This window comes from Clostridium acidisoli DSM 12555 (assembly GCF_900176305.1).
GTDB classification, from domain to species: Bacteria; Bacillota; Clostridia; order Clostridiales; family Clostridiaceae; genus Clostridium_I; species Clostridium_I acidisoli.
Window position 1 is genome coordinate 938,873 of record NZ_FWXH01000002.1, and the last position, 20,485, is coordinate 959,357.

Consider the following 20,485-nt stretch of genomic DNA (forward strand, 5'->3'; position numbering starts at 1 on the left):
TAGTTTATTCTTATTTAATATTATTTTTCCTGTTTAATTTCATTTTATCTCATTCATTCCCAGTGGTCAATAAATTTAATTGCATTTTAATATTATAATTGCTAAAATAGAATAAAATGAGAACAAATTGGAGGAAACCATGTTTATTGTAGAAAGACACAAACATATATTAGAATTATTAGAAAGAGACGGAAAGGTATTAGTAAAAGATTTAAGTATACAATTTGAAGTAAGTGAAAGTATGATTCGAAAAGATCTTCGAGTTTTAGAAAAAAACAACTTATTACAACGTACTTACGGTGGTGCTATTAACATAAAACGTACTATAGTGCCTGCTGAAAGCTTCTTCAATCGAGTTGAAAAAAATACAAATTTAAAAGAAACCATTGCAAAAAAAGCATATGAGCTAATTAAAGATGGTGATACAATTTTTTTAGATGCATCAAGCATTTCCTATTTTCTTGCAAAATTTCTTATACAAAATAATAGAAATATAACTTTAATAACAAACATGGTTGAAATCTCATCACTGCTTCATCTTGATTTAAAAATGCATATTATTTTTATAGGTGGAGATTATAATGCTTTTGCAGGTGGAAATATAGGTTCTCATTCTATTGAGCAAATTAAACTTTATCGTTGCAATAAATCTTTTATAGGATGTAGTGGAATAGATCTTAGAGATGGACGTATTAGTTCAGGTATATCTGAGGATGCATCTACTAAAAAAGCAATCATGAGTATCTCTAAAGAATTATATCTAATAGCACCCAATGAGAAATTCAATCTAGATGGAATTTTCAATTTTTCAAATATATCAGATTTCAATAGTATTATTACAGAAACTGCACCCAATAATTCTATAATGACTTTGCTTGAACAATACAATGTAGACTTAATACATAGTGACTTAGTATGATACTATACAATTTATTATTTGAACACTAGAAATTGAATTTAAATCTCATTTACAGGCCAAGATGGCTTCTTTTTAGATAAAACTTCATGTATGCCAATAGCCGGATGTACAGACATTCTTATAAAGGCTTCTTTTGTATGAGCCGCAGTATGAGGTGTTAAAATAACATTTTCTAAACCTAAAAGCGGATTGTCCTTTGAAGGTATCTCTCCCTCAAATACATCAACTGCAGCTCCTGCAATTTTGTTTTCTTTTAAAACACTTGCTAATGCTTCAGTATCAACAACTTCCCCACGGGCGGTATTTATAAGAAAAGCCTCCTTTTTCATAAGTTCTAATTCTCTTTTGCCTATCATATATTTTGTAGCCGAAGTTAAGGGTACATGTAAACTTACAAAATCAGACGCTTTTAACACATAATCTAAATCATCTGTGTACTTAATATTTTCACTATTAATTTCTAAATTCAAATTTCTTTTGTATTCGATTATTTTCATTCCAAACCCGTATACTGCTTTTTTAGCAACAAGTTCTCCAATAGCCCCTGCTCCAATAATTCCAAGAGTTTTGCCTTCAACATCCATTCCCAGCCTATTTCTTATTTGAAAATTTCCTTTTCGAATTTCTTTATCATAAAGAAAAAATTGTTTAGAAAGTGCTATAATAAGCCCAATTGTATATTCTGCTACCGAATTTTTATTTGATTCTTTAGAATTTGTAACTTGTATTCCGTGTTTTGTGGCAGCTTCCAAGTTTATATTATCAGTGCCAACCCCAAATTTTGATATTACTTTTAATTTGTTACCTGAACGAATAATTTTTTCAGTTATGTTTGCCATACGAACTAAAATTGCATCACAGTCTTTTACTTCTTCTATAAGATTTTTTTCTGATATATCTGAAGCTAATTTAATTTCATATCCAAATTTTCTAAGATACTCTTTCCCTTCATCATCTATATCTTCTGTAATTAAAACTTTATAACTCATATTTTAATAGCCCCCATTTTTTCTACAATTAGGGCAAATTTGCAAATCGAATTTGTTCACTATATGTTAATATGCATTTTCCCCTTTATTATATTATAATTGAAAATATATTATTTTAAATAGAAAGGATGACTTTATGGAACTAAAACTAGTAAAAAAAGCAATTAAATTTATTTTTAAGATAATACTTGTATTTTCAATATTAGGCTGTATTTTTATGTCACTAGTTTTTTATTGCAACATTAAGCCATTTAAAGATTTAAGAACACTATGGGTAACTACAGCTATGACTACCTTCAGGCACAAATGGTTAGCTACAACCTTTATTTCACAAAGTGAGATTGATAGCATTTTAAATGCAAATAAAGTTGTAACAACAAATGCCAAGACAACTACAAGTAAAATTAAGGTAGATAGTCAGTCTTCTCAGAAAGATGACATTGATTCTAATATTACTGTTAATCTTGCCAGCATGAGTACTTCAGATAATATTTCAGTCATTCCTATTAAAGGTACAAATTATGTTGGAAAACTTATGATTGTGGACAATCCGTCTCGAATCAAATTAGGAACCATTAATACCTTTGGTGAAAATCAAGTTGGTATGCGTCTGTCTTCTCTAGCAAAAAAATATGATGCAATTGCTGCTTTAAATGCCAGTGCATTCCAAGATGACAACGGCACTGGGAATGGCGGTACTCCTATGGGTATAGTTGTAAAAAACGGTAAAATAGTATACCATGATTATGACATTAAATCATTCAATATTATAGGCTTTGATTATAGTAATAGACTTATTACTGGCCAGTTTACACTAGATGATATAGCAAAAAACAATATTAGAGATGCGGTTTCTTTTGGGCCTGCATTAATTATTAATGGTAAAGCTGTTGAGATTGATGGTGATGGCGGTTCTGGTCTTCAGCCAAGGAGTGCAATTGGACAAACTATAGATGGCAAAATTTTACTACTTGAAATTGACGGAAGACAACCTCTTTACAGCGTTGGTGCTTCTGTAAAAGAAGTTCAAAATATTTTAGTGAAATATGGTGCTATCAATGCATCTAATTTAGATGGCGGTTCCTCAACAGGTATGTATTATGATGGGAAACTAATAAATAAGCCCTGTGGACCTCTTGGAAGTACTGGAGGAAGATACATTCCCACTGCATTTTTAGTTACTAGATAAACAAAATAAAGATTCTTCTTTCTATACGAAAGAAGAATCTTTATTTATTTTATTATATTCCTAATATCAGAAATAACTTTAGGCATGTCCCTATTTCCATCCAAAACATAGTCGCATTTAATTACATTGAAAACTCCAGTTTTATCCTCATGTTTAAGCCTTCTTCGTGCCATAACAAGACCTCTATCATTTTTCATTCTTTTTAGTCTCTCTTCTTTATCAACTTTAAGATAAATTATAATAACTTCGCAATCATAAAGACTCTTTTTTAACTCTACGGCTCCTTTAGGTTCTATGACATATATTGAAATCCCTTTATTTCTATACTGATTGGTGGTGCTCCAATATTTGTAATCATCAAACTCTGCATATGCAATAATTTCATGTTTTTTTAACTTTTTAAAAAAGCTTTCTTCTACAAACACATGACCTTCTTCTTCTGAGTTTCTTTTAGGTCTTGTGGTATAGCTTTTAATATAATTGTAGCCGTCACCTTCTAAATATTTTGCTATAGTTGATTTTCCTGAACCTGATTCTCCAATTAAACAAATTATTTTATCCATAAAATTCACCCACATTCAATTTTAATTATACATCATATTTTACATATTAAAAAAATAGACTAGCCATTGACTAGTCATTTTTTAAGGTTCCTTACTATACCTATTTATTGCTTCATTTAATTCTTTACTTACACTAACTACTTCTGAATCCAATAGATTACCATGTTTTTCTTTTATTAAACCTTCAAGTTTATCTCTTAAAACATCAATTTCGCAAATTTTTCCGTTCATTTCAGACATCTCTATAAATACCTCCTACCTATTTAATGTACATGCTTTATATATCAAGCTTTCATGTATATTAAACATTTTATCCAAATTAGGCATTTATTAGTCCTAAATTTTAATTTTATTTATAAAATACCAGTTTTTAAAAATTCTTTTACTTTTTTATTCTTAATTAATCTAACAACAAAAAATATTACTATTATTGCTCCAACTATTTCTGCTATAAAATAACTTGGCTCTGATAACAATCTTTTAAAGCCTTCCATAAGCCATTTTCCTTCTGGTCTTGTTGGAAACTTCCAGCCTAAAAATGGCCAATAAAATGTTGCTGGATATAGCCACATACTATCTAGTCCTTGATGTATTAGACTACATATTCCTAAAAGAAAGATTTTATTGCTTCTATTTTTATTTTTTATCATTAAAAAAAGTCCAATAACTAATAGTATACCTGAAAACAGTAGTGTATGACCAAATAATCTACTGTTATGAAATTCATTTCTAAAAAAGAAACCTCCAATTGGTTTATCAATTAAATCAGGTAGGATTGATCCTATTGCAACAAATCTATAATCAATAACCTGTCTATTTTCTTTTTGAGTTACCTTATCATAGGCTTTAAGTATCAAAGTTGTCGGTCCAACATGTCCAAAAAATATCATTAACTTCTTCCTCTCTATGTTAATATTTCTATTATTATTGCATTAATTTTGTAATTTAGCAACTGTTTCCCTAACATATATTTTTTCTTTTAGAGCAAAATAATAACATCAAATGAAAAGGAGGTAATTCACTTGGCTAGTAAAGGAAATAGAGTTTTAGTTCCAGAAGCAAAAGAAGCTTTAAACCAATTTAAGATGGAAGCTGCTCAAGAAGTTGGAACTCCACTAAAACAAGGTTATAATGGAGATCTTACTTCAAGACAAAATGGCTCCGTTGGCGGTCAGATGACTAAAAAAATGGTTCAAGATTATGAAAACAGAATAAAAACTAAATAGTTTTCTGTATCGAAGAGGAATGTTTTAAGATGATTAATATCGTTTTAAAACATTCCTTTTTAATTTAATTCATAATACATAAAAAGAAATTGCAAGGCAATCTTTTATCTTTTCCCCTACAATTCATAGGTGAAAAGCTTTAGTCAATTGCTTTGCAATTTTTTAGTACTTTGAACACAATATTACTTATTATCACTCTTATGTTTTGCTTTAAATTCTGCACTCCTAGAATGATATTTTGCACTAGTAGTATCTTTAGACCAAACTTTAGGTTCATTTCCTGAATCTTCTCTTTTAAGACTTTTATTTGTATCTTCCTTTGCCATAACAGTTCACCCTCTAACCGAATAATCCTTTATGCTTATGTTCTACTAAATCAATGGATCCAAGTACTACATGAGCTAATCCAAAACCTAAAACTCCTGCTGCTAAAGCTGGAGAAATTTTTTTTGCTACTAAAGTTGCTCCTGCTGCTGTTACTATTGTCCCTAATGCAGTTGGTACTATTCCTTCTCTAACTGTCATAATATGATCTCCTCTCTAAAATTATTTTTCTAAATGTTTTTCATCTCTTTCTCCAAATACAGCCCTTGAACTTTCATCTTTAGGACTATGTTTAATGTTTTTCTTTGAGAACTTACCGTCCTCTGCTTTATTATTAGTGGTATTTTTTAATTTATTGTCCATAGATAGTTCTCCTTCCAGATTATATTTTCCCCAATTTATATTAATAATTACTATGTTTTTTATTTATATTTTGGTAATATTTTTCACAAATAAAAAAACATGGGCTCTCTCCATGTCTTTTATACTATATAATCTTCCTTGAATTTATCTATAATATTCCAAGACTCATCATAATAATCATCAAGCATAAAATCATAATACAATTTACCACCCATGAGCCTCTTTACTATGTCTTCATTTTTATAGCCTTCTTTGTATAACTTAAACTTTTTGCAAATGGTTCTAGCTTGAGAAGGGTTTAAAAGCAACAGTTTAGTTAGTTCATCCATAAAATAATATTTTTTCAACAAAATGTTGTGTAGTTGGTTCTGAAATTTTAATTTATAGGCTATATCAACCTTTTTATTTTTATGCGGACTGTTTTTTCCTCTATGATGTTCGGCACAAAGATATACATAATTCAGCGGAAAATCAAGTCCACCTTCACACTTAAAAATAATATGATGTTTTTCTCCTATTTTTCCACAAACTATACATTTTTCATCTTGCAAAAATTAACACTTCCCCCTAATGTTATTTATATGTATAATTTTACTACTGATTTTTAAACTTCTCAATATGATTTATTTACCTTAATTTTAATACTTTAGCTTTTATGCTATTCATAGAACTAATTTTCTAATTACAGGTACAACAAACGGATCATACAATAGCCTTAAGAACAAAAACATTCCTGCTCCAATTATTCCTCCAACCACAGAACCATTTATTCTTATCCACTGAAGGTCTTCTCCAAATTTATCTTCAATAAATTCATTAAGTTTTTTATCATCATATTGATCTAGCGTTTGTTTTACTATAGATCCAATAAAATTATGATTTCTATTCATAAATTTTACTAAAGCATATTTTAAGGTTTTATCCATATGTGAGTTAAACTCTTCATTTCTAACAAGTTTATCTAAATAAACATCTATTTGTTTTCTTATGTATGAGGCTAAAATAGACGTTTCTCTTCCATCATAATTTTTTTTATTTGTGATATCATCAATTAAACTGCTTATGTCCAAGGTATCTATAAATTTTATTTTTTCATCTTCTATGTTTTCTCTATTATATTCTATTTTAAGAAACATTTGAAACAGTTCCTTTTTTATTTTTTCCCTATATTTATTTTCCTTATGCTTCATATTGTATAATTCTTTTATTAGTTGGTTACAAAAATTTTCCGATGCATCTTCAAGATTTACACTGTCAGTTTTCTCTAAAAATCCAAAACTTATTTTAGCTAAAAAATTATCAAGTTTTTCTTTTTTTAAATCCATCAATATTTTATAAATAAATAATTTTAATTTTTCATTTTTGCATTCTTCTATAACTTCATCAATAATAAAGTCTATAATTTTCTCATCATTATTTGAATTATATATGTTCTTAGTTAATACGTTAATAACATCTGTGAGACTTCTCTTTTTAATATAGTCATTTTTAAGCTTTTTACTTAAATTTAATAATTTTTCTTTTCCTTTTTCTATAATATATTTATTAATTTCTTGTTCAATATAGTCTAATATATTAACTTTATTTTTTTCTATTAAATTTACAGCACCTCTAGAAAGGTTTAACTCTGATATTTTTTCACTTATTATATCCTTACTTAACAGTTGCTCTTCAACAGCTGATGTAATACCATCTATTATCTTCACTCTATTTCTAGGTATTATTGCTGTATGGAAAGATATAAAAAGAGGTTTTTTAAAAAGTGCAGTTATTGCAAACCAATCTGCCGTACCACCTACTAAAGACGCCTCTACTACAGCAAACAAAAAATCTATTAAAAATTCATGTCCATAGAAATATTTTAATATAGCTGTCAATATAAACGCTACAAACATACAAATCAAAGTAATATTTGCTTTATTTTTATAATTCATAAAAATCACACCCTATGCTATCCAAAATGTTAGTAAATAAGTTATAACTCCAACCATGCCGCCAACTACAGAACCATTTATCCTTATAATTTGTAAATCATCTTCAACTTTCTCCTGCATTAGTTTTGTTATATCAGAATTATTGTATTTGTCTAAATTTTTCTTAACTAATTTTCCTATTTCATTGTGTTTTTCATCTATGGTCTTAAACATTACATCCTTTATAAGCTTATCTAGTTTGTAAATTTTGTCCTTATCTCTTATTAAATCAGAAAGCACTCTCTTTTTTTCTAGCTTTAAAATATCAACCCAGGTAGTTAAATTTTCACTATTAACATTTATATAATTATCTATAATACTTTTCATAAAACTCTTTAAATTTTTATTTTCTAAAATTAATTTTTCTTTATAATTTTCTATTTTATATATTAATTTTTCATCTGACTTCAGTTTTTCAACATAAAAATCAACTCTATTTTTAATAAGCATTCTGTTTTTGTTGTTTTTTATAAGTATGTCTTGTAATATAACTATTGCTTTATCTTGTATTATCTTAGACGCCTTTTCATCCGATATGCCCATTATATTTCCTAAAAATAATTTATTTACAATTTTTCTGCTAGAATTTTCTTGTTCATAATTTTTCATAGAATCAATATAAATTTTATTGATTAATTCAAAACCATCTTTACTTCTTAAGTTTACAATTATTATATTAACAAGCTTATCAATTGCTTTGTCCTCATATCCACTGGCTATTATATATTTTATGAGTTCATATAAAAATCCACTTAAATTAAATTTTTTTAATATATCTATCAATATATCTAATGAAACATCTAAAATTTTATCATTTTCCTCTACAACAAACTCACTTAACTCTTCAATAGCTTTTTCTAATATTTTATCCCCACTTTTGGATTTTAAGAAAATTGTTAGGATTAAGGATAATTCATAACTTTTAAATTTATCCTTTAATTTATCCTTATTAAGCAGGTCATTTTCTACAGTATCTACAATAGTATTTATAAACTTATCCCTGTTGTTATTTATAATATCGGTTCTAAATATTTTTTTAGGCAAATTTATACCTAATGGCTTCTTAAATATAGCCGTGATTCCAAAAAAATCTGCAAGACCTCCAATAAATGCTGCTAGACTACCTCCAGAAATTAAACCGCCAATAAAAAGGTCCTTAAATGGATACGAAATTAAAAATACTATAGCAAAAAATACAAGTATTACGTTTGCTGCTGTCCTGTTTTTACCCTTCACAATATATCACCACATTCAAAATATTCTATACTTCTATCTTTACCCTTAATTATAAATATAAATACAACTTAGTATTATTTTATCATAGCAATACTAATAAAACTAATTTTTTGTTTACAATTTGCTTTTATTGAACATATTATACTATAGTAATCTTCAGTATAAACTAATTTATAATTCAGGAGCATAAAATGAAAAAGCAAGAAGCTGCAATTTTCTCGGTGATTTCAAACTTTATTTTGATAATTTTAAAGTTAACTATTGGTATATATATTAACTCTGTAAGTGTTATATCGGAGGGTATTCACTCATCAATAGATTTACTTGCTAGCGTTATTTCATTTTTTTCTATAAAAAAAGCTAGTGAAAAAGAGGATGCTGAACATCCTTTTGGACATGGTAAATATGAAAATGTGTCTGGATTTTTTGAAGCTGTATTAATTTTGTTTACAGGAATTATTATGATATACGAAGCCATATCAAAACTCATATTAGGTAATACCATAAAATCTTTGTATTCTGGTATGTTTGTTATGGCGTTGTCCTGTATTTTAAATCTTGCAGTGGCACTATACATTTTATCTGTTTCAAAAAAAAGTAACTCCATTGCACTTAGTTCAGATGGCTATCACATTCTTACGGACTCCCTTACCTCATTTACTGTTCTTATTGGACTTTTTCTTGTAAGGATTACTGGCCTTAAATTCATTGATTCTATATCTGCTCTTTTTGTTTCTGTGCTTATTATAAAGACTTCATTTGTTTTAATTAAAAATTCCTTAAAAGATCTCGTAGATAGTAGTTTATCTAAAAATGAATTAGAGAAGATTATACGAATCTTAAAAAGATATCCAGAAATAAAGTCTTTTCATAAGCTTAGAACACGAAAAAGTGGTGAAACCTTTGAAATAAATATGCACTTATTGTTTGATTCAAATAAGTCTCTATTAGAAGTTCACGAGGTATGCAATTGTATAGAAAGTGAGCTTGACAGGGTTTTTCTTATTTCAAATACAACAATTCATGCTGAACCATTTATTACAAAGGAAAACAAAGTTTATGTTTTAGATAGTAACAAAAGTTACAAATAAACCTTGTAACTTATTTTCCTTTGTACTATAATTTGTGTAGATAATAAATAATAATTTAGCTAGGGGTGCCTTTAGGCTGAGAGATGTTTGTGCATTAACCCTTTAACCTGATCTAGATAATTCTAGCGTAGGGAAGCAGTTTACTTTAACTGTTGTAATTTTAATTACAGTTTTTATTTTTAAAATAGAAGCTTCCTTATGGAAGTTCAAGGACCCCCCTAGCTATAACTTAGGAGGTCCTTTTTACATGGTATCATTTATAAAAAACATTATACCGTCACTAATAACAAATCTTAAAGAGGTATCAGCGCACCCTACCTCTGTAGTAACTCTAATAGGTGTTTTGATTTTGGTTTTAGCATTTATTAAAATTAGAAAAGTTAAATTAAATACTAAGATGATAACTCAAATTGGTATTGCTTTAGCTTTATCAGCTGTACTTCAGCTATTTAGGTTGTACCATTTTCCTCAAGGAGGTAGTGTAACTCTTGGAAGTATGGTTCCAATACTCATAATTGCTTTTGTATATGGACCTGAAGTTGGATTTCTTGCTGGATTTTTACATGGAATGTTAACTTTAATTCTTGATCCATATATACTTCACCCAGTACAGCTTTTATTTGATTACCCTCTTCCTTCTATGGCACTTGGACTTGCAGGTTATTTTAGAAATAAAAAAGTACTTGGTAGTATTGTAGCTGTATTTGTGAAGTTTATATTTCATTTTATATCAGGCGTTGCATTTTTTGGAAGTTTTGCTCCAAAAGGTATGTCTGCTATAGTTTATTCATTAACTGTTAATGGATCATTTATGTTTGTAGAAGGTGGTTTATGTGTAGTAATAATCGCTATCTTACCAATAAAAATGCTATCTACAATGTTAAAAAAGAATGGAGCTTTAACTTAAAAAGGAGATGTTAAGTATGGTAATTGCAGATATAGCTGTTATGCCCTTAGTTCCAGCTGTTTCAGAAGAAGAGTTGTACAAACAAGTTGATGCTGCTATTGATTATATTAAAAGCAGCGGATTAAAATATGAAATTGGTGCTATGAGTACAACCGTTGAAGGTGAATACGATGAAGTGTTTGATCTTATAAAAAAGGTACATAGAATACCTTTTGAAGTTGGCAGTGAAAGAGTCATAACAGTTGTAAGAATCGATGAAAAAAAGGGTGGACTTACTATAGATGAAAAACTTAAAAACCACCCTGACGACAGAAAATCATTTTAAATTAATAAAGGTGCTTACTAGATAAAAAATTTAGTAAGCACCTTTACTTTGATTCAATATGAATATTTACAGCTGTTTTTTGATCAAATCTTTAATTACCTCTCCACCAATTATCATTCCTGCCACTGGTGGCACAAAAGATATGCTTCCTGGAATTTGCCTTTTAGCTAAACATTTTTTACTTCCTCCAGTACAAACACAACCTTCTTTACATGTAATAACTTCATCTACCTTTGGTTTTAGTGGCATTTCTTCTGAATAAAGTACTTTTAATGATCTTATTCCTCTCTTCTTAAGTTCTCGCCTCATAACCTTTGCTAGTGGACATATTTTAGTCTTATATATATCTGAAATCTTAAATTGAGTTGGATCAAGTTTATTTCCTGTACCCATACAACTTATAATTTTAACATTATGGTCTCTGCACCACATTACTAAAGCAATTTTTGAAGATACCGTATCTATGGCATCTATAACATAATCTGCATCTTCTCCAATGATTTCATCAATGTTATCTTCTTTTACAAAAGTCTGATGAAGGATAACTTCACATTTAGGATTAATACTTAAAATTCTCTCCTTCATAACTTCAACTTTTGGTTTACTTATGGTTTTAAATGTAGCATGAATTTGCCTATTTAAGTTTGTAAGACAAACTGTATCATCATCTATTAATACAATTTTACCTACGCCACCTCTTACTAACGCTTCTACTGTAAAACTTCCTACTCCACCTATACCAAACACTACCACTTTGCTATCTTTTAATTTATCTAAAGCTTCTTTACCGATAAGAAGCTCTGTTCTTGACAAAGAATGTTGGGGCATATATTTTACATCTCCTTTTATAATTACCTTAATCAGCATTTTATAGTATATCATATCTGCATTTATCCAATCAATAAGTTATTCCATGAATAATATTGTACTAATTTCGTTTCGGTTTACATATCATATTTTAGAACTCTGTTTATGAAAGGATGATATCTCTTTGAAAAAATTATTATACATATTTTTTATAATCATCTTATTATTAAATCTAACAGCTTGCAATAATATTAAAACTTTTAAGGAGAAAAAACCCCATAAAAATTATTATACAGATTTGCTGATTACTGATATAAAAAGCCAAAATAAATACCTAATAATTTTGCTTGATACTAATTTTTATAAAAAAGTAACCATGGACAAAGCTGAATGTGACCTAATAAAAAAATCCATGTTAGCTTTAAATAATGATAATTTTATAGATAAACCTAAGGATATACCAAATAAAGCTTTATATAAAATTTATTTTACATTTAAAAATCACAAATTTGTTGCTGAAATATATAATAAAAAATACATGTGTCTTTACCCTTGGGACGGTTCTTATGAAAAAGATTATATTAACATGGACAGCCTACCTGCAGCTTACAATCTATTTGAGTTTTGCAAAAGTATAATCCCAAGAGATTGATTTTTAATTAAACAGTTTTACAGCATCTTTTTCTTTCTTATCCAAGTTTTCTTTAAGTTCTATTATTCTAGTCCTTAGAATTGGATGTAGTTTGTATGGTACTAAATCACATAATGGTGCCAATACAAACAACCTTTCCTGCATTCTTGGGTGGGGAACTACTAATTTTTCACTAGATAAGATTTCTTCATCATACAATAAAACATCTAAATCTATTGTTCTTGGTCCCCATCTTAAGGTTCTTTCTCTTTTTAGTTCCTTTTCAATTTTTAACAGTTCATCAATTAAGTTCATTGGACTTAATAAAGTTTTCATTTCTATAACACAATTCAAAAAATCATCTTGCTGAGTGTACCCAACTGGTTTAGTCTCATACATTTTAGAAATTTTAATGTTGCCATTGCCATTAATTTCACTGATTTTTTCAATAGACTTATTTATATTTTCCTCTCTACTACCCATATTCGACCCGATGCCAATATACGTTGTATGCCAAAATCTTGTTATTTCAACTCCAGCATAATCTAGAGGTTTTCCAATAGGCGCCCAAGGTTTTTTTATATTAACCTTAACTCCATTAACCAAATTAAAAGTATTAAGTACAAATGTTGCAACATTTTCCGCCGCCGCTTCAATCAAATCAAATTTTTCTTCCTTAAACTTAGCTTCTACTCTTTCACATATCTCAGCATAATTTACAGTTTTATTTAAATCGTCAGATTGTCCAGCCATGCTTAAATCCATGTATAATTCTAAAGATATTAAAAATCTTTGGCCCATTTCTTTTTCTTCTTTGTTTACTCCGTGGTATCCATATACTTGCAAATCCTTTATAAATATTTTATCCATTAACTTTTCACTCCTACTTTCTAATTATAGCATCCGTCATCATAGCAGCTCTTTTATTTTCCAAAACATCATGAACTCTAACAAAGGCACAACCTTTCATTATTCCAATTACAGTAGTTGCAACAGTGCCTTCTACCCTTTCATTTGCAGGCAAATTAAGAGTGTTTCCTATAATGGACTTTCTTGATGTCCCTAGAAGTACCGGATATCCCATATTACATATGTCTTCTAATTTTTTCATAGTTTCAAGATTTTCCTCATAGGTTTTAGCAAAACCTATACCTGGATCTAAAATTATGTTTTCTATCTTAACACCAGCCTCCGTTGCAATTTTTATACTTTCTTTAAGATCCTCTATAATATCTTCTATCAAGTTATTATAATTCTCATTTTGTCTATTATGCATAAGACAACAAGGTACATTATATTTTGCTGCAACTTTTGCCATATTAATGTCTTTTTTAAAGCCCCAAACATCGTTAATTAAACTAGCACCATTTTTAATTGCCAGCTCTGCAACTCCAGCTTTATATGTATCAATTGAAATTGGCACGTCAAACTCACTTGCAATAGCCTCTATTATAGGCACTACTCTTCTTATCTCCTCCTCTTCTCCAAGCGGTGTATAACTTGGTCTTGTAGATTCCCCTCCGATGTCTAATATATCAGCTCCAGCAGCTATCATTTCTCTTGCATGTTCAACAGCCTTATCTATATCATTAAATTTCCCACCATCTGAAAATGAGTCTGGTGTAACATTAAGTATTCCCATTATATATGTTCTTTTTCCTAATTCAAAATCTTTATTTCCGATTTTCATAATGTATTTCTCCTTACTTCATAAATTAATATTTTACTTCTAAATTCTTTTTTTCATCATTCCAATTACATTTTTCTTTAGCATTACAAGAAAAACAATTTCTGGAAAGTTTATCACTGTCATAAATTATTTTTCCAAGTAATGAATTTTTATCATCCTTTTTTCTATGTTCTTTAATGGCGGTAACTATTTCACTTATTTCTTCTTCTTTAAATTTGCATTGTTTTAATATTTCAGCTGCAATTTCAGCACTAGCTAAATCATGTGGAATTCCACTTTCATATTGAAGAAATTTACCAATATCATGAAGTAATGCTGCTGCATATATAACTTCTTTATCTAAATTAAGGTTTCTTTCAAGCTTTAATATATAAGCAATTCTTGCTACATCAAAAAAATGTTTTTTATTATGCTTACAAAACTTTCTTTTTTTCTCATGCATTTTTATGCTTTTAACACATTGCTTATATTCTTCATTTTTTATTATGTTTGTAACTCTTTCCATTTGTAATTCCATAAAGTTAATTCCTCTCTTTTAAAATAGAGTTCTTCAATTATTATAGTATATAGTATATAATGTTTCTAATACAATAGGAAAGAAGTGATTTAATGTATTTCAAAGGAGATTTTCACACTCATTCAACTGAATCAGATGGTAAGTTTTCTCCAAGTGCTTTAGTAGAACTTGCGAAAACTAAAAACATAGATATTATGGCCCTTACAGATCATGATACTACTAACGGAATTATAGCTGCAATTTTATCAGGTAAAAAAGAAAATATTAAGATTATTCCTGGAATAGAGCTTTCAACTCGTCACAATAATGAAAGCATTCATGTGCTTGGATATTTTAAAGATGACTCCTATAAATCTGATAAATTTCAAAATGTCTTAACTGAAATTACAACTTTTAGAGTAAAAAGAGCTAAGCTAATTGTTGAAAAACTTAATGAGCACTTTAACATTATAATCGACTATAAAGAAGTATTAAAAAATGCTGGAGGGGTTGTGGCAAGACCGCACATTGCAAAAGCCATAATTGATGCCGGCTATAATTATTCTCTAGACTATATTTTTAATAATATAATAAACGAAGATAGCCCTGCTTATGTCCCAAATAGAAAATTAGAACTTCATGATGGAATAAAATTATTAAAGTCAATAAATGCGTTAGTAATACTTGCTCATCCAGTTCTAGTAAAAAAGACACCTATAAAGGACCTTATGAAATTTGATTTTGATGGAATAGAGGCAATTTATCCACTTAATAAAAAAGAAGATACAGAAAGATTTTTGAAGCTTGCAAGTGAATTTAATAAGCTTGTTACTGCTGGTTCTGATTTTCACAGTGGTACTATAGAAGACACAAAACACGGAAAACTAGCTTCGGTTTATTTAGAAGAAAAACATTTAAATAAGTTTTTAAAAGCACTTGATGTTATATAACATATCTACAATAATAAAAATTGCAAAATATGAGCAGAGCAAATTTAAAAACTCTCCACTAATATTTTGCAATTTCTTATTACTTAAAACTAACTATTTAATATCCTTCAAAAATGCCACATATGCATTTACTGTTTCATATATATCTACTTTGCTTGCAATTTCCCATGGTGCATGCATGTTAAGTAACGCAACTCCACAATCTATTACTTCCATTGCATATTCAGCTAGTATATATGCAATTGTTCCACCGCCACCTTGGTCAACTTTTCCAAGTTCTGCTGTTTGCCATGACACATTATTTTTATTCATAACTTCTCTTATTTCTGCTACAAATTCTGCATTTGAATCATTACAGCCATATTTTCCTCTTGAACCTGTATATTTATTGAATACAACACCTTTTCCAAGATATGCTGCATTTTTCTTTTCCATTACCGATGGATAATTTGGATCAAAAGCAGCACTTACGTCTGAAGAAAGCATTTTTGAGTTAGATAATGTCCTTCTTAGTTTAATGTCACTGTAATCTTCAGTTTGCGCTATGATTTCTGCAGTTGCATTTTCAAAAAATCTTGAACTCATACCAGTTGCACCAATGCTTCCAACTTCTTCTTTATCAACTAGTATAGTTACGCAGGTTTTATCTGTTTCTTTAAGTTTAAGCATTGCTTCAAAAGAAGTAAATGCACATATCCTGTCGTCATGTCCATAACCCATAACCATACTCTTATCAAAACCGTAGTCTCTTGCCTTTCCTGCTGGAACAACTTCTAATTCTGCTGATACAAAGTCTTCTTCATCAATTCCATATTTTTCATTCAATATGTTTAATACATTTGCTTTAACTCTGTCCTTGGCATCTTTATCTTTTACTGGAATACTTCCTATTAAAATGTTTAGGTTTTCTCCTTCTATTCCTGTAGAAAGCGGCTTTTTAAGTTGATCTTGAGCAAGATGAACTAAAAGATCAGAAACACCAAATACTGGATCTGAATCATCCTCCCCAATATTGACATTTATCACTTTTCCATCACTTTTTACAATCACTCCATGTATTGCTAGTGGTATTGTAACCCATTGATATTTTTTAATACCACCATAATAATGAGTTTCAAAATGTGCTAAATCTGTGTCTTCATATAGTGGATTTTGTTTTAAATCAAGTCTAGGAGAGTCAATATGTGCTCCTAGTATTTTCATTCCACTTTGAAGAGGTTCCTTTCCAATTAGGTACAATGCTAAATTTTTGCCTTTATTATTTGCATAAACCTTATCCCCTGCTTTTAGTTTTATGTCTTCACTAATTATCTTATTTAGATCAACATAACCCTCAGCTTCAGCAAGTTTTACAAATTCACTTACACATTCTCTTTCCGTTTTGCATTTTGATATAAATTCCTTATATCTCTCTGAAACCTCAAATACATTTTTTAAATCTTTTTCCTCATATTTTTCCCATGCATATTCATATTTTTTTCCTAATACATCCTTTTTAGTTACCACTCAAATGTCCCCCTGTCATATATTCCTTTATAGGATATTCTATCACATATTATAGATTTTAAAACCTCTTCTTAAAATTTATAAAGTTTTTCTCTGTGATTATTCCGTCAATTAAGATATCATGTTCCTCTTTTGGAACATTTTTTAATATTTGAAATTCATATCCAATTGCAATTTTTTTAATATTTGATCCTTCAAAAAACCTATCATAAAAACCACCACCATAACCAAGCCTTCCTCCAAAATTATCAAAAGCAAGACCTGGCACTATTGCCATATCAATGTCATTTATTGATGTGGCTTCTTTATTTATATCTGGTTCTAATATTCCCATTTTACTAGGTATAAGTTCTTCAATGGATTCTATATATAAAACCTTCATACCTTTTTCTCTGTTAATTACTTTTGGTACACATACTTTTTTACCCAAATCAAAAGCGTGTCTTATTATTCTATGAGTATCTACTTCATTTTGAAAACTAACATAACTAAATATAACTTTAGCCGATAAAAAATATGGATTTTGTGTAATATTCTCGAAAATAAAATTATCTAAATTTGCTTTTTCAGTTCTAGATAATTTGTCTCTTTTATTTAACATATATCTTCTTATTTCTTCTTTATTTTTTATCTGCAATTCCATCCATTCTTTCATTTATAGTTTGAACTGGAGTTATATTTGAAGTAAGACTATATCTATAATTTGCTGCTGCCGCTTCAATAATTACTGCTAAGTTTCTTCCTGGTCTTATTGGGATTGTCATCTTTCTTATAGGTACATTTAAAATCTCAATATATTCACTATCTATTCCAAGCCTATCATAGTCACGTCCCTCTTTCCACTGTTCAAGGTACATAACCATGTCTATTGTTTTTGAATCAAGTACAGAACTAAGACCATATAATGCAGGTACATCTATTATCCCCATACCTCTTACTTCTAACATTCCATTTGTAATGTATGGTGACTTTCCATTTAGTGTTCCCTCAATAGCTTTAATATCTACAGCGTCATCTGCTACAAGTCTATGTCCTCTCTTTATAAGTTCTAAGGCAGTTTCACTTTTCCCTATACCACTTTCTCCTGTTATAAGTATTCCAAAACCATAGACATCAACTAAAACACCATGCATTCTTGTTTCTGGTGCTAGTTTTTCATCTAGATAATTCATTACTTTACTTATAAAACGCGTTGTTAAAATATCTGTTCTCAGAATCCAAACATTATGAGCTTTTGCTTCTTCAATAAATTCTTCGTGAGGGAGCAAATTTCTAGCAAAAACTATACAAGGAGTATGAAATTGAAAAAACTTTTTTAACCTCTTTTTTCGAATTTCAACTCTCATTGCATCTAAAAAACTCCATTCTGCATTTCCAATCACTTGAATTCTTTCATTGGCAAAATAATTATAAAATCCTGAAAACTGAAGTCCAGGTCTGTTTATATCACTTTGGCAAACCTCAGCAGTACTATCTCCTTTTACAATTATATCTAATTTTAAATCTTCAGCTATTGTTTCAATTTTAACAGGCATTAATCAAACCGCCTTTCATTATTTATAGAATTATGTACACAAAATATATTAGCTTGTAATTTTTTCAATGTACCTTAAAGCATCTTCAAAATTTGTTGAAGATGCCTAATATTATTCTACCACTATTTTGCTTTTATTCAAGTCATGTATTGCTTCAACAAATCTTATTGTTCCAGTTTTTGAGCTCATTACAACTGAATGTGTTGTAGCCACTTCATTTTTAGAATAAATAACGCCTTTAAGAAGGTCACATTCCGTTATTCCTGTGGCTGCGAAAAACACATCATCCGATTTTGCAAGATCATCTATACCAAATATCTTATGTATATCATCTATGCCCATTTTTTTGCATCTTTCAATTTCTTCTTCACTGTGAGCTACAAGTTGAGCTTGCATTTCTCCGCCCATACATTTTATAGCTGCTGCTGCTATTACACCTTCTGGCGCACCGCCAATTCCCATAAGCATATCTACACCAGTTTCTTCAAATCCACATGCAAGTGCTGCTGCTACGTCACCTTCGCCAAATAGTTTAACTCTTGCTCCAACTTCTCTTGCTGCATCTACAATGTAATCGTGTCTTTCTCTTTCTTGTACTATTATAGTAAGTTCAGTAATATCTTTATTTAATGCTTTTGCTACATTTATCATATTTTCTTTTGGGGATTTTTTAATATCAATAGCACCTTTTGCTCCTGGTCCTACAACTATCTTTTTCATATACATATCTGGTGCATGTAGAAGGCTCCCCTTAGGTCCCATTGCTACAACTGCAATTGCATTAGGCAGACCTTTTGCTATTAAAATTGTACCATCAAGTGGATCAACTGCTATATCCATTTCAGGCATATTATCTTCACCAATTCCAACTTTTTGACCTATATATAACATAGGTGCCTCATCAAGCTCTCCTTCACCTATTACAACTGTTCCTCTAACTGGCATCAATCCAAAAGCCTTTTCCATTCCATCAACTGCAGCCTGATCTGCTGCCATTTTGTCGCCTCTACCCATAAGATTGGCTGATTGTATTGCAGCCGCTTCTGTAACTCTTACAAGAGCCATACTTATATCCATATTTAACATTAAGAAATTCCTCCTAGAATTTAAATTAGGCATACAATCCAAAATAAACTAGTACTCTAACTAGTTATTTTTTAAATATGTCTTATATATAATACATAAAGTATATATGTGCTATACAAATAACTAATTTCCACAAATATTATATCATATTTAATTATGGTGTTGAATAAATAATATTTAATTTTCTTACTATCATAAAAAAATTTAATTTATAAAAAATAATATAATTTATAATTAATTTTTTCCATAATATGACATGTTTCTTCATTTACATATTATTCCATATAGCTTTTTTCAACAGGCTTCTTTATTTTACATAATTTGTATTTTGCTATTTTTGTATATACTTACTCATATCTTGGCATTATTTGTAATTTTATAATTTTTTATGACTACGGAAAACATTTTACACCTTATTACTATTTTGTTAAAATGAATTTACAACAAAATAGTAGTTATTTTAGTATAGAGGAGAGGATTACTATGAACCCAGAACTCAAAATTTTAAACCTAGAGATTGACAAAGCTAGAACTATATTATATAAGCTTACTAATAATAAAAGCCTTACTGATAGTAATGTGGTTTTTTGTAGTCAAAAATTGGACAAGCTTTTAAATAAGTATCACGAATTATTAAGCTAAAAATTTAAATTAGCTACATTAAGAAACTTTAAAAGAT

Annotated in this window: 27 protein-coding genes and 1 riboswitch; of the genes, 9 read left to right on the forward strand and 18 right to left on the reverse strand. The window is 29.1% G+C overall.

Annotation, left to right across the window (positions count from 1 at the left end; genetic code table 11):
• Positions 1–139 precede the first annotated feature (139 nt).
• Complete coding sequence (locus B8978_RS04670) at positions 140–919, forward strand: DeoR/GlpR family DNA-binding transcription regulator (protein ID WP_084114223.1); 780 nt, start codon at positions 140–142, stop codon at positions 917–919.
• Between the two features lie 38 nt (positions 920–957).
• Here B8978_RS04670 and B8978_RS04675 read toward each other — a convergent pair whose 3' ends face one another.
• Entirely contained in the window at positions 958–1,908 is a 951-nt protein-coding gene (locus tag B8978_RS04675) for a hydroxyacid dehydrogenase (RefSeq protein WP_084114225.1), read from the reverse strand.
• 136 nt (positions 1,909–2,044) lie between these two features.
• Here B8978_RS04675 and B8978_RS04680 point away from each other — a divergent pair, with 136 nt between their 5' ends.
• The gene (locus B8978_RS04680; RefSeq protein WP_084114227.1) at positions 2,045–3,097 is read left to right on the forward strand and encodes a phosphodiester glycosidase family protein; all 1,053 of its coding nucleotides are present in this window, start codon (positions 2,045–2,047) and stop codon (positions 3,095–3,097) included.
• A gap of 44 nt (positions 3,098–3,141) precedes the next feature.
• On the opposite strand, the gene B8978_RS04685 is transcribed toward B8978_RS04680, so the two are convergent.
• From B8978_RS04685 to B8978_RS04695, 3 genes are all read right to left on the reverse strand, one after another.
• A complete protein-coding gene (locus tag B8978_RS04685) occupies positions 3,142–3,660 on the reverse strand; it encodes a guanylate kinase (RefSeq protein ID WP_084114229.1) in 519 nt (172 codons plus the stop codon).
• Between the two features lie 81 nt (positions 3,661–3,741).
• Positions 3,742–3,900, reverse strand: coding sequence for an aspartyl-phosphate phosphatase Spo0E family protein (locus B8978_RS04690; protein ID WP_084114231.1), 159 nt, complete (start codon positions 3,898–3,900; stop codon positions 3,742–3,744).
• A gap of 113 nt (positions 3,901–4,013) precedes the next feature.
• Positions 4,014–4,550, reverse strand: coding sequence for a metal-dependent hydrolase (locus tag B8978_RS04695; RefSeq protein WP_084114233.1), 537 nt, complete (start codon positions 4,548–4,550; stop codon positions 4,014–4,016).
• A gap of 132 nt (positions 4,551–4,682) precedes the next feature.
• Between B8978_RS04695 and B8978_RS04700 the strand changes: the two genes are divergently transcribed.
• Positions 4,683–4,886: an alpha/beta-type small acid-soluble spore protein gene (locus B8978_RS04700; RefSeq protein ID WP_084114235.1), complete on the forward strand. Its 204-nt coding sequence runs from the start codon at positions 4,683–4,685 to the stop codon at positions 4,884–4,886.
• A gap of 182 nt (positions 4,887–5,068) precedes the next feature.
• On the opposite strand, the gene B8978_RS19735 is transcribed toward B8978_RS04700, so the two are convergent.
• The 6 genes from B8978_RS19735 to B8978_RS04720 all read right to left on the reverse strand — a co-directional run bounded on the left by B8978_RS19735 (position 5,069) and on the right by B8978_RS04720 (position 8,782).
• Positions 5,069–5,212: a hypothetical protein gene (locus B8978_RS19735; protein WP_176212609.1), complete on the reverse strand. Its 144-nt coding sequence runs from the start codon at positions 5,210–5,212 to the stop codon at positions 5,069–5,071.
• A gap of 13 nt (positions 5,213–5,225) precedes the next feature.
• Complete coding sequence (locus B8978_RS04705) at positions 5,226–5,411, reverse strand: asparagine synthase (RefSeq protein WP_084114237.1); 186 nt, start codon at positions 5,409–5,411, stop codon at positions 5,226–5,228.
• A gap of 21 nt (positions 5,412–5,432) precedes the next feature.
• The gene (locus B8978_RS19740) at positions 5,433–5,573 is read right to left on the reverse strand and encodes a CPC_1213 family protein (protein ID WP_176212610.1); all 141 of its coding nucleotides are present in this window, start codon (positions 5,571–5,573) and stop codon (positions 5,433–5,435) included.
• Positions 5,574–5,692: 119 nt separating this feature from the next.
• Positions 5,693–6,124 (reverse strand): HNH endonuclease signature motif containing protein, encoded by a 432-nt coding sequence (locus B8978_RS04710; RefSeq protein WP_084114238.1) that lies wholly within the window; start codon positions 6,122–6,124, stop codon positions 5,693–5,695.
• 111 nt (positions 6,125–6,235) lie between these two features.
• Entirely contained in the window at positions 6,236–7,507 is a 1,272-nt protein-coding gene (locus B8978_RS04715) for a DUF445 family protein (RefSeq protein ID WP_084114239.1), read from the reverse strand.
• A 12-nt stretch (positions 7,508–7,519) separates the two neighbouring features.
• On the reverse strand, positions 7,520–8,782 hold the full coding sequence (locus B8978_RS04720) for a DUF445 family protein (RefSeq protein ID WP_176212611.1): 1,263 nt from the start codon (positions 8,780–8,782) through the stop codon (positions 7,520–7,522).
• A gap of 191 nt (positions 8,783–8,973) precedes the next feature.
• Between B8978_RS04720 and B8978_RS04725 the strand changes: the two genes are divergently transcribed.
• The 3 genes from B8978_RS04725 to B8978_RS04735 all read left to right on the forward strand — a co-directional run bounded on the left by B8978_RS04725 (position 8,974) and on the right by B8978_RS04735 (position 11,105).
• Positions 8,974–9,873: a cation diffusion facilitator family transporter gene (locus tag B8978_RS04725; RefSeq protein WP_084114242.1), complete on the forward strand. Its 900-nt coding sequence runs from the start codon at positions 8,974–8,976 to the stop codon at positions 9,871–9,873.
• Positions 9,874–9,924: 51 nt separating this feature from the next.
• Positions 9,925–10,024: riboswitch (TPP riboswitch) on the forward strand.
• A gap of 96 nt (positions 10,025–10,120) precedes the next feature.
• A complete protein-coding gene (gene thiT / locus B8978_RS04730) occupies positions 10,121–10,780 on the forward strand; it encodes an energy-coupled thiamine transporter ThiT (RefSeq protein WP_084114244.1) in 660 nt (219 codons plus the stop codon).
• A 16-nt stretch (positions 10,781–10,796) separates the two neighbouring features.
• Entirely contained in the window at positions 10,797–11,105 is a 309-nt protein-coding gene (locus B8978_RS04735) for an MTH1187 family thiamine-binding protein (RefSeq protein WP_084114246.1), read from the forward strand.
• 66 nt (positions 11,106–11,171) lie between these two features.
• On the opposite strand, the gene B8978_RS04740 is transcribed toward B8978_RS04735, so the two are convergent.
• Entirely contained in the window at positions 11,172–11,933 is a 762-nt protein-coding gene (locus B8978_RS04740; protein WP_084114248.1) for a tRNA threonylcarbamoyladenosine dehydratase, read from the reverse strand.
• Between the two features lie 163 nt (positions 11,934–12,096).
• Here B8978_RS04740 and B8978_RS04745 point away from each other — a divergent pair, with 163 nt between their 5' ends.
• Positions 12,097–12,564, forward strand: coding sequence for a DUF4883 family protein (locus B8978_RS04745; protein ID WP_242950476.1), 468 nt, complete (start codon positions 12,097–12,099; stop codon positions 12,562–12,564).
• A 3-nt stretch (positions 12,565–12,567) separates the two neighbouring features.
• Here the strand turns inward: B8978_RS04745 and folK are convergent, their stop codons facing one another.
• The 3 genes from folK to B8978_RS04760 are packed head-to-tail and all read right to left on the reverse strand — an operon-like array spanning position 12,568 to position 14,750.
• The gene (gene folK / locus B8978_RS04750) at positions 12,568–13,413 is read right to left on the reverse strand and encodes a 2-amino-4-hydroxy-6-hydroxymethyldihydropteridine diphosphokinase (RefSeq protein WP_084114252.1); all 846 of its coding nucleotides are present in this window, start codon (positions 13,411–13,413) and stop codon (positions 12,568–12,570) included.
• A 13-nt stretch (positions 13,414–13,426) separates the two neighbouring features.
• The gene (gene folP / locus B8978_RS04755; RefSeq protein ID WP_084114254.1) at positions 13,427–14,233 is read right to left on the reverse strand and encodes a dihydropteroate synthase; all 807 of its coding nucleotides are present in this window, start codon (positions 14,231–14,233) and stop codon (positions 13,427–13,429) included.
• Positions 14,234–14,258: 25 nt separating this feature from the next.
• A complete protein-coding gene (locus tag B8978_RS04760) occupies positions 14,259–14,750 on the reverse strand; it encodes an HD domain-containing protein (RefSeq protein ID WP_242950477.1) in 492 nt (163 codons plus the stop codon).
• 92 nt (positions 14,751–14,842) lie between these two features.
• Between B8978_RS04760 and B8978_RS04765 the strand changes: the two genes are divergently transcribed.
• Positions 14,843–15,679 carry a PHP domain-containing protein gene (locus B8978_RS04765; protein ID WP_084114256.1) on the forward strand — a complete coding sequence of 279 codons (837 nt, stop codon included), beginning with the start codon at positions 14,843–14,845 and terminating at the stop codon, positions 15,677–15,679.
• 93 nt (positions 15,680–15,772) lie between these two features.
• Here the strand turns inward: B8978_RS04765 and B8978_RS04770 are convergent, their stop codons facing one another.
• The 4 genes from B8978_RS04770 to glpX form a co-directional block, all read right to left on the reverse strand.
• Entirely contained in the window at positions 15,773–17,185 is a 1,413-nt protein-coding gene (locus B8978_RS04770) for an aminopeptidase (protein WP_084114258.1), read from the reverse strand.
• 58 nt (positions 17,186–17,243) lie between these two features.
• On the reverse strand, positions 17,244–17,828 hold the full coding sequence (locus B8978_RS04775) for a 5-formyltetrahydrofolate cyclo-ligase (protein WP_084114260.1): 585 nt from the start codon (positions 17,826–17,828) through the stop codon (positions 17,244–17,246).
• Positions 17,806–18,720, reverse strand: a complete 915-nt coding sequence (gene hprK / locus B8978_RS04780) for an HPr(Ser) kinase/phosphatase (RefSeq protein ID WP_084114262.1) — start codon at positions 18,718–18,720, stop codon at positions 17,806–17,808. The genes B8978_RS04775 and hprK overlap by 23 nt, the downstream gene beginning before the upstream one ends.
• Positions 18,721–18,831: 111 nt before the next feature.
• Positions 18,832–19,806: a class II fructose-bisphosphatase gene (glpX, locus tag B8978_RS04785; protein ID WP_084114264.1), complete on the reverse strand. Its 975-nt coding sequence runs from the start codon at positions 19,804–19,806 to the stop codon at positions 18,832–18,834.
• 483 nt (positions 19,807–20,289) lie between these two features.
• On the opposite strand from glpX, the gene B8978_RS04790 reads away from it, so the two are divergent.
• Positions 20,290–20,448: an aspartyl-phosphate phosphatase Spo0E family protein gene (locus B8978_RS04790; protein ID WP_084114266.1), complete on the forward strand. Its 159-nt coding sequence runs from the start codon at positions 20,290–20,292 to the stop codon at positions 20,446–20,448.
• The last annotated feature ends 37 nt before the right edge of the window (positions 20,449–20,485 follow it).

What these genes read in the sequence shown, in the direction of transcription:
- B8978_RS04670 (WP_084114223.1), top strand. Translation starts at nt 140, where the DNA reads ATGTTTATTGTAGAAAGACACAAACATATATTAGAATTATTAGAAAGA.
- B8978_RS04675 (WP_084114225.1), bottom strand. Translation starts at nt 1,908, where the DNA reads ATGAGTTATAAAGTTTTAATTACAGAAGATATAGATGATGAAGGGAAA.
- B8978_RS04680 (WP_084114227.1), top strand. Translation starts at nt 2,045, where the DNA reads ATGGAACTAAAACTAGTAAAAAAAGCAATTAAATTTATTTTTAAGATA.
- B8978_RS04685 (WP_084114229.1), bottom strand. Translation starts at nt 3,660, where the DNA reads ATGGATAAAATAATTTGTTTAATTGGAGAATCAGGTTCAGGAAAATCA.
- B8978_RS04690 (WP_084114231.1), bottom strand. Translation starts at nt 3,900, where the DNA reads ATGTCTGAAATGAACGGAAAAATTTGCGAAATTGATGTTTTAAGAGAT.
- B8978_RS04695 (WP_084114233.1), bottom strand. Translation starts at nt 4,550, where the DNA reads ATGATATTTTTTGGACATGTTGGACCGACAACTTTGATACTTAAAGCC.
- B8978_RS19735 (WP_176212609.1), bottom strand. Translation starts at nt 5,212, where the DNA reads ATGGCAAAGGAAGATACAAATAAAAGTCTTAAAAGAGAAGATTCAGGA.
- B8978_RS04705 (WP_084114237.1), bottom strand. Translation starts at nt 5,411, where the DNA reads ATGACAGTTAGAGAAGGAATAGTACCAACTGCATTAGGGACAATAGTA.
- B8978_RS19740 (WP_176212610.1), bottom strand. Translation starts at nt 5,573, where the DNA reads ATGGACAATAAATTAAAAAATACCACTAATAATAAAGCAGAGGACGGT.
- B8978_RS04715 (WP_084114239.1), bottom strand. Translation starts at nt 7,507, where the DNA reads ATGAATTATAAAAATAAAGCAAATATTACTTTGATTTGTATGTTTGTA.
- B8978_RS04725 (WP_084114242.1), top strand. Translation starts at nt 8,974, where the DNA reads ATGAAAAAGCAAGAAGCTGCAATTTTCTCGGTGATTTCAAACTTTATT.
- thiT (WP_084114244.1), top strand. Translation starts at nt 10,121, where the DNA reads ATGGTATCATTTATAAAAAACATTATACCGTCACTAATAACAAATCTT.
- B8978_RS04735 (WP_084114246.1), top strand. Translation starts at nt 10,797, where the DNA reads ATGGTAATTGCAGATATAGCTGTTATGCCCTTAGTTCCAGCTGTTTCA.
- B8978_RS04740 (WP_084114248.1), bottom strand. Translation starts at nt 11,933, where the DNA reads ATGCCCCAACATTCTTTGTCAAGAACAGAGCTTCTTATCGGTAAAGAA.
- folK (WP_084114252.1), bottom strand. Translation starts at nt 13,413, where the DNA reads ATGGATAAAATATTTATAAAGGATTTGCAAGTATATGGATACCACGGA.
- folP (WP_084114254.1), bottom strand. Translation starts at nt 14,233, where the DNA reads ATGAAAATCGGAAATAAAGATTTTGAATTAGGAAAAAGAACATATATA.
- B8978_RS04760 (WP_242950477.1), bottom strand. Translation starts at nt 14,750, where the DNA reads ATGGAATTACAAATGGAAAGAGTTACAAACATAATAAAAAATGAAGAA.
- B8978_RS04765 (WP_084114256.1), top strand. Translation starts at nt 14,843, where the DNA reads ATGTATTTCAAAGGAGATTTTCACACTCATTCAACTGAATCAGATGGT.
- B8978_RS04775 (WP_084114260.1), bottom strand. Translation starts at nt 17,828, where the DNA reads ATGGAATTGCAGATAAAAAATAAAGAAGAAATAAGAAGATATATGTTA.
- hprK (WP_084114262.1), bottom strand. Translation starts at nt 18,720, where the DNA reads ATGCCTGTTAAAATTGAAACAATAGCTGAAGATTTAAAATTAGATATA.
- glpX (WP_084114264.1), bottom strand. Translation starts at nt 19,806, where the DNA reads ATGTTAAATATGGATATAAGTATGGCTCTTGTAAGAGTTACAGAAGCG.
- B8978_RS04790 (WP_084114266.1), top strand. Translation starts at nt 20,290, where the DNA reads ATGAACCCAGAACTCAAAATTTTAAACCTAGAGATTGACAAAGCTAGA.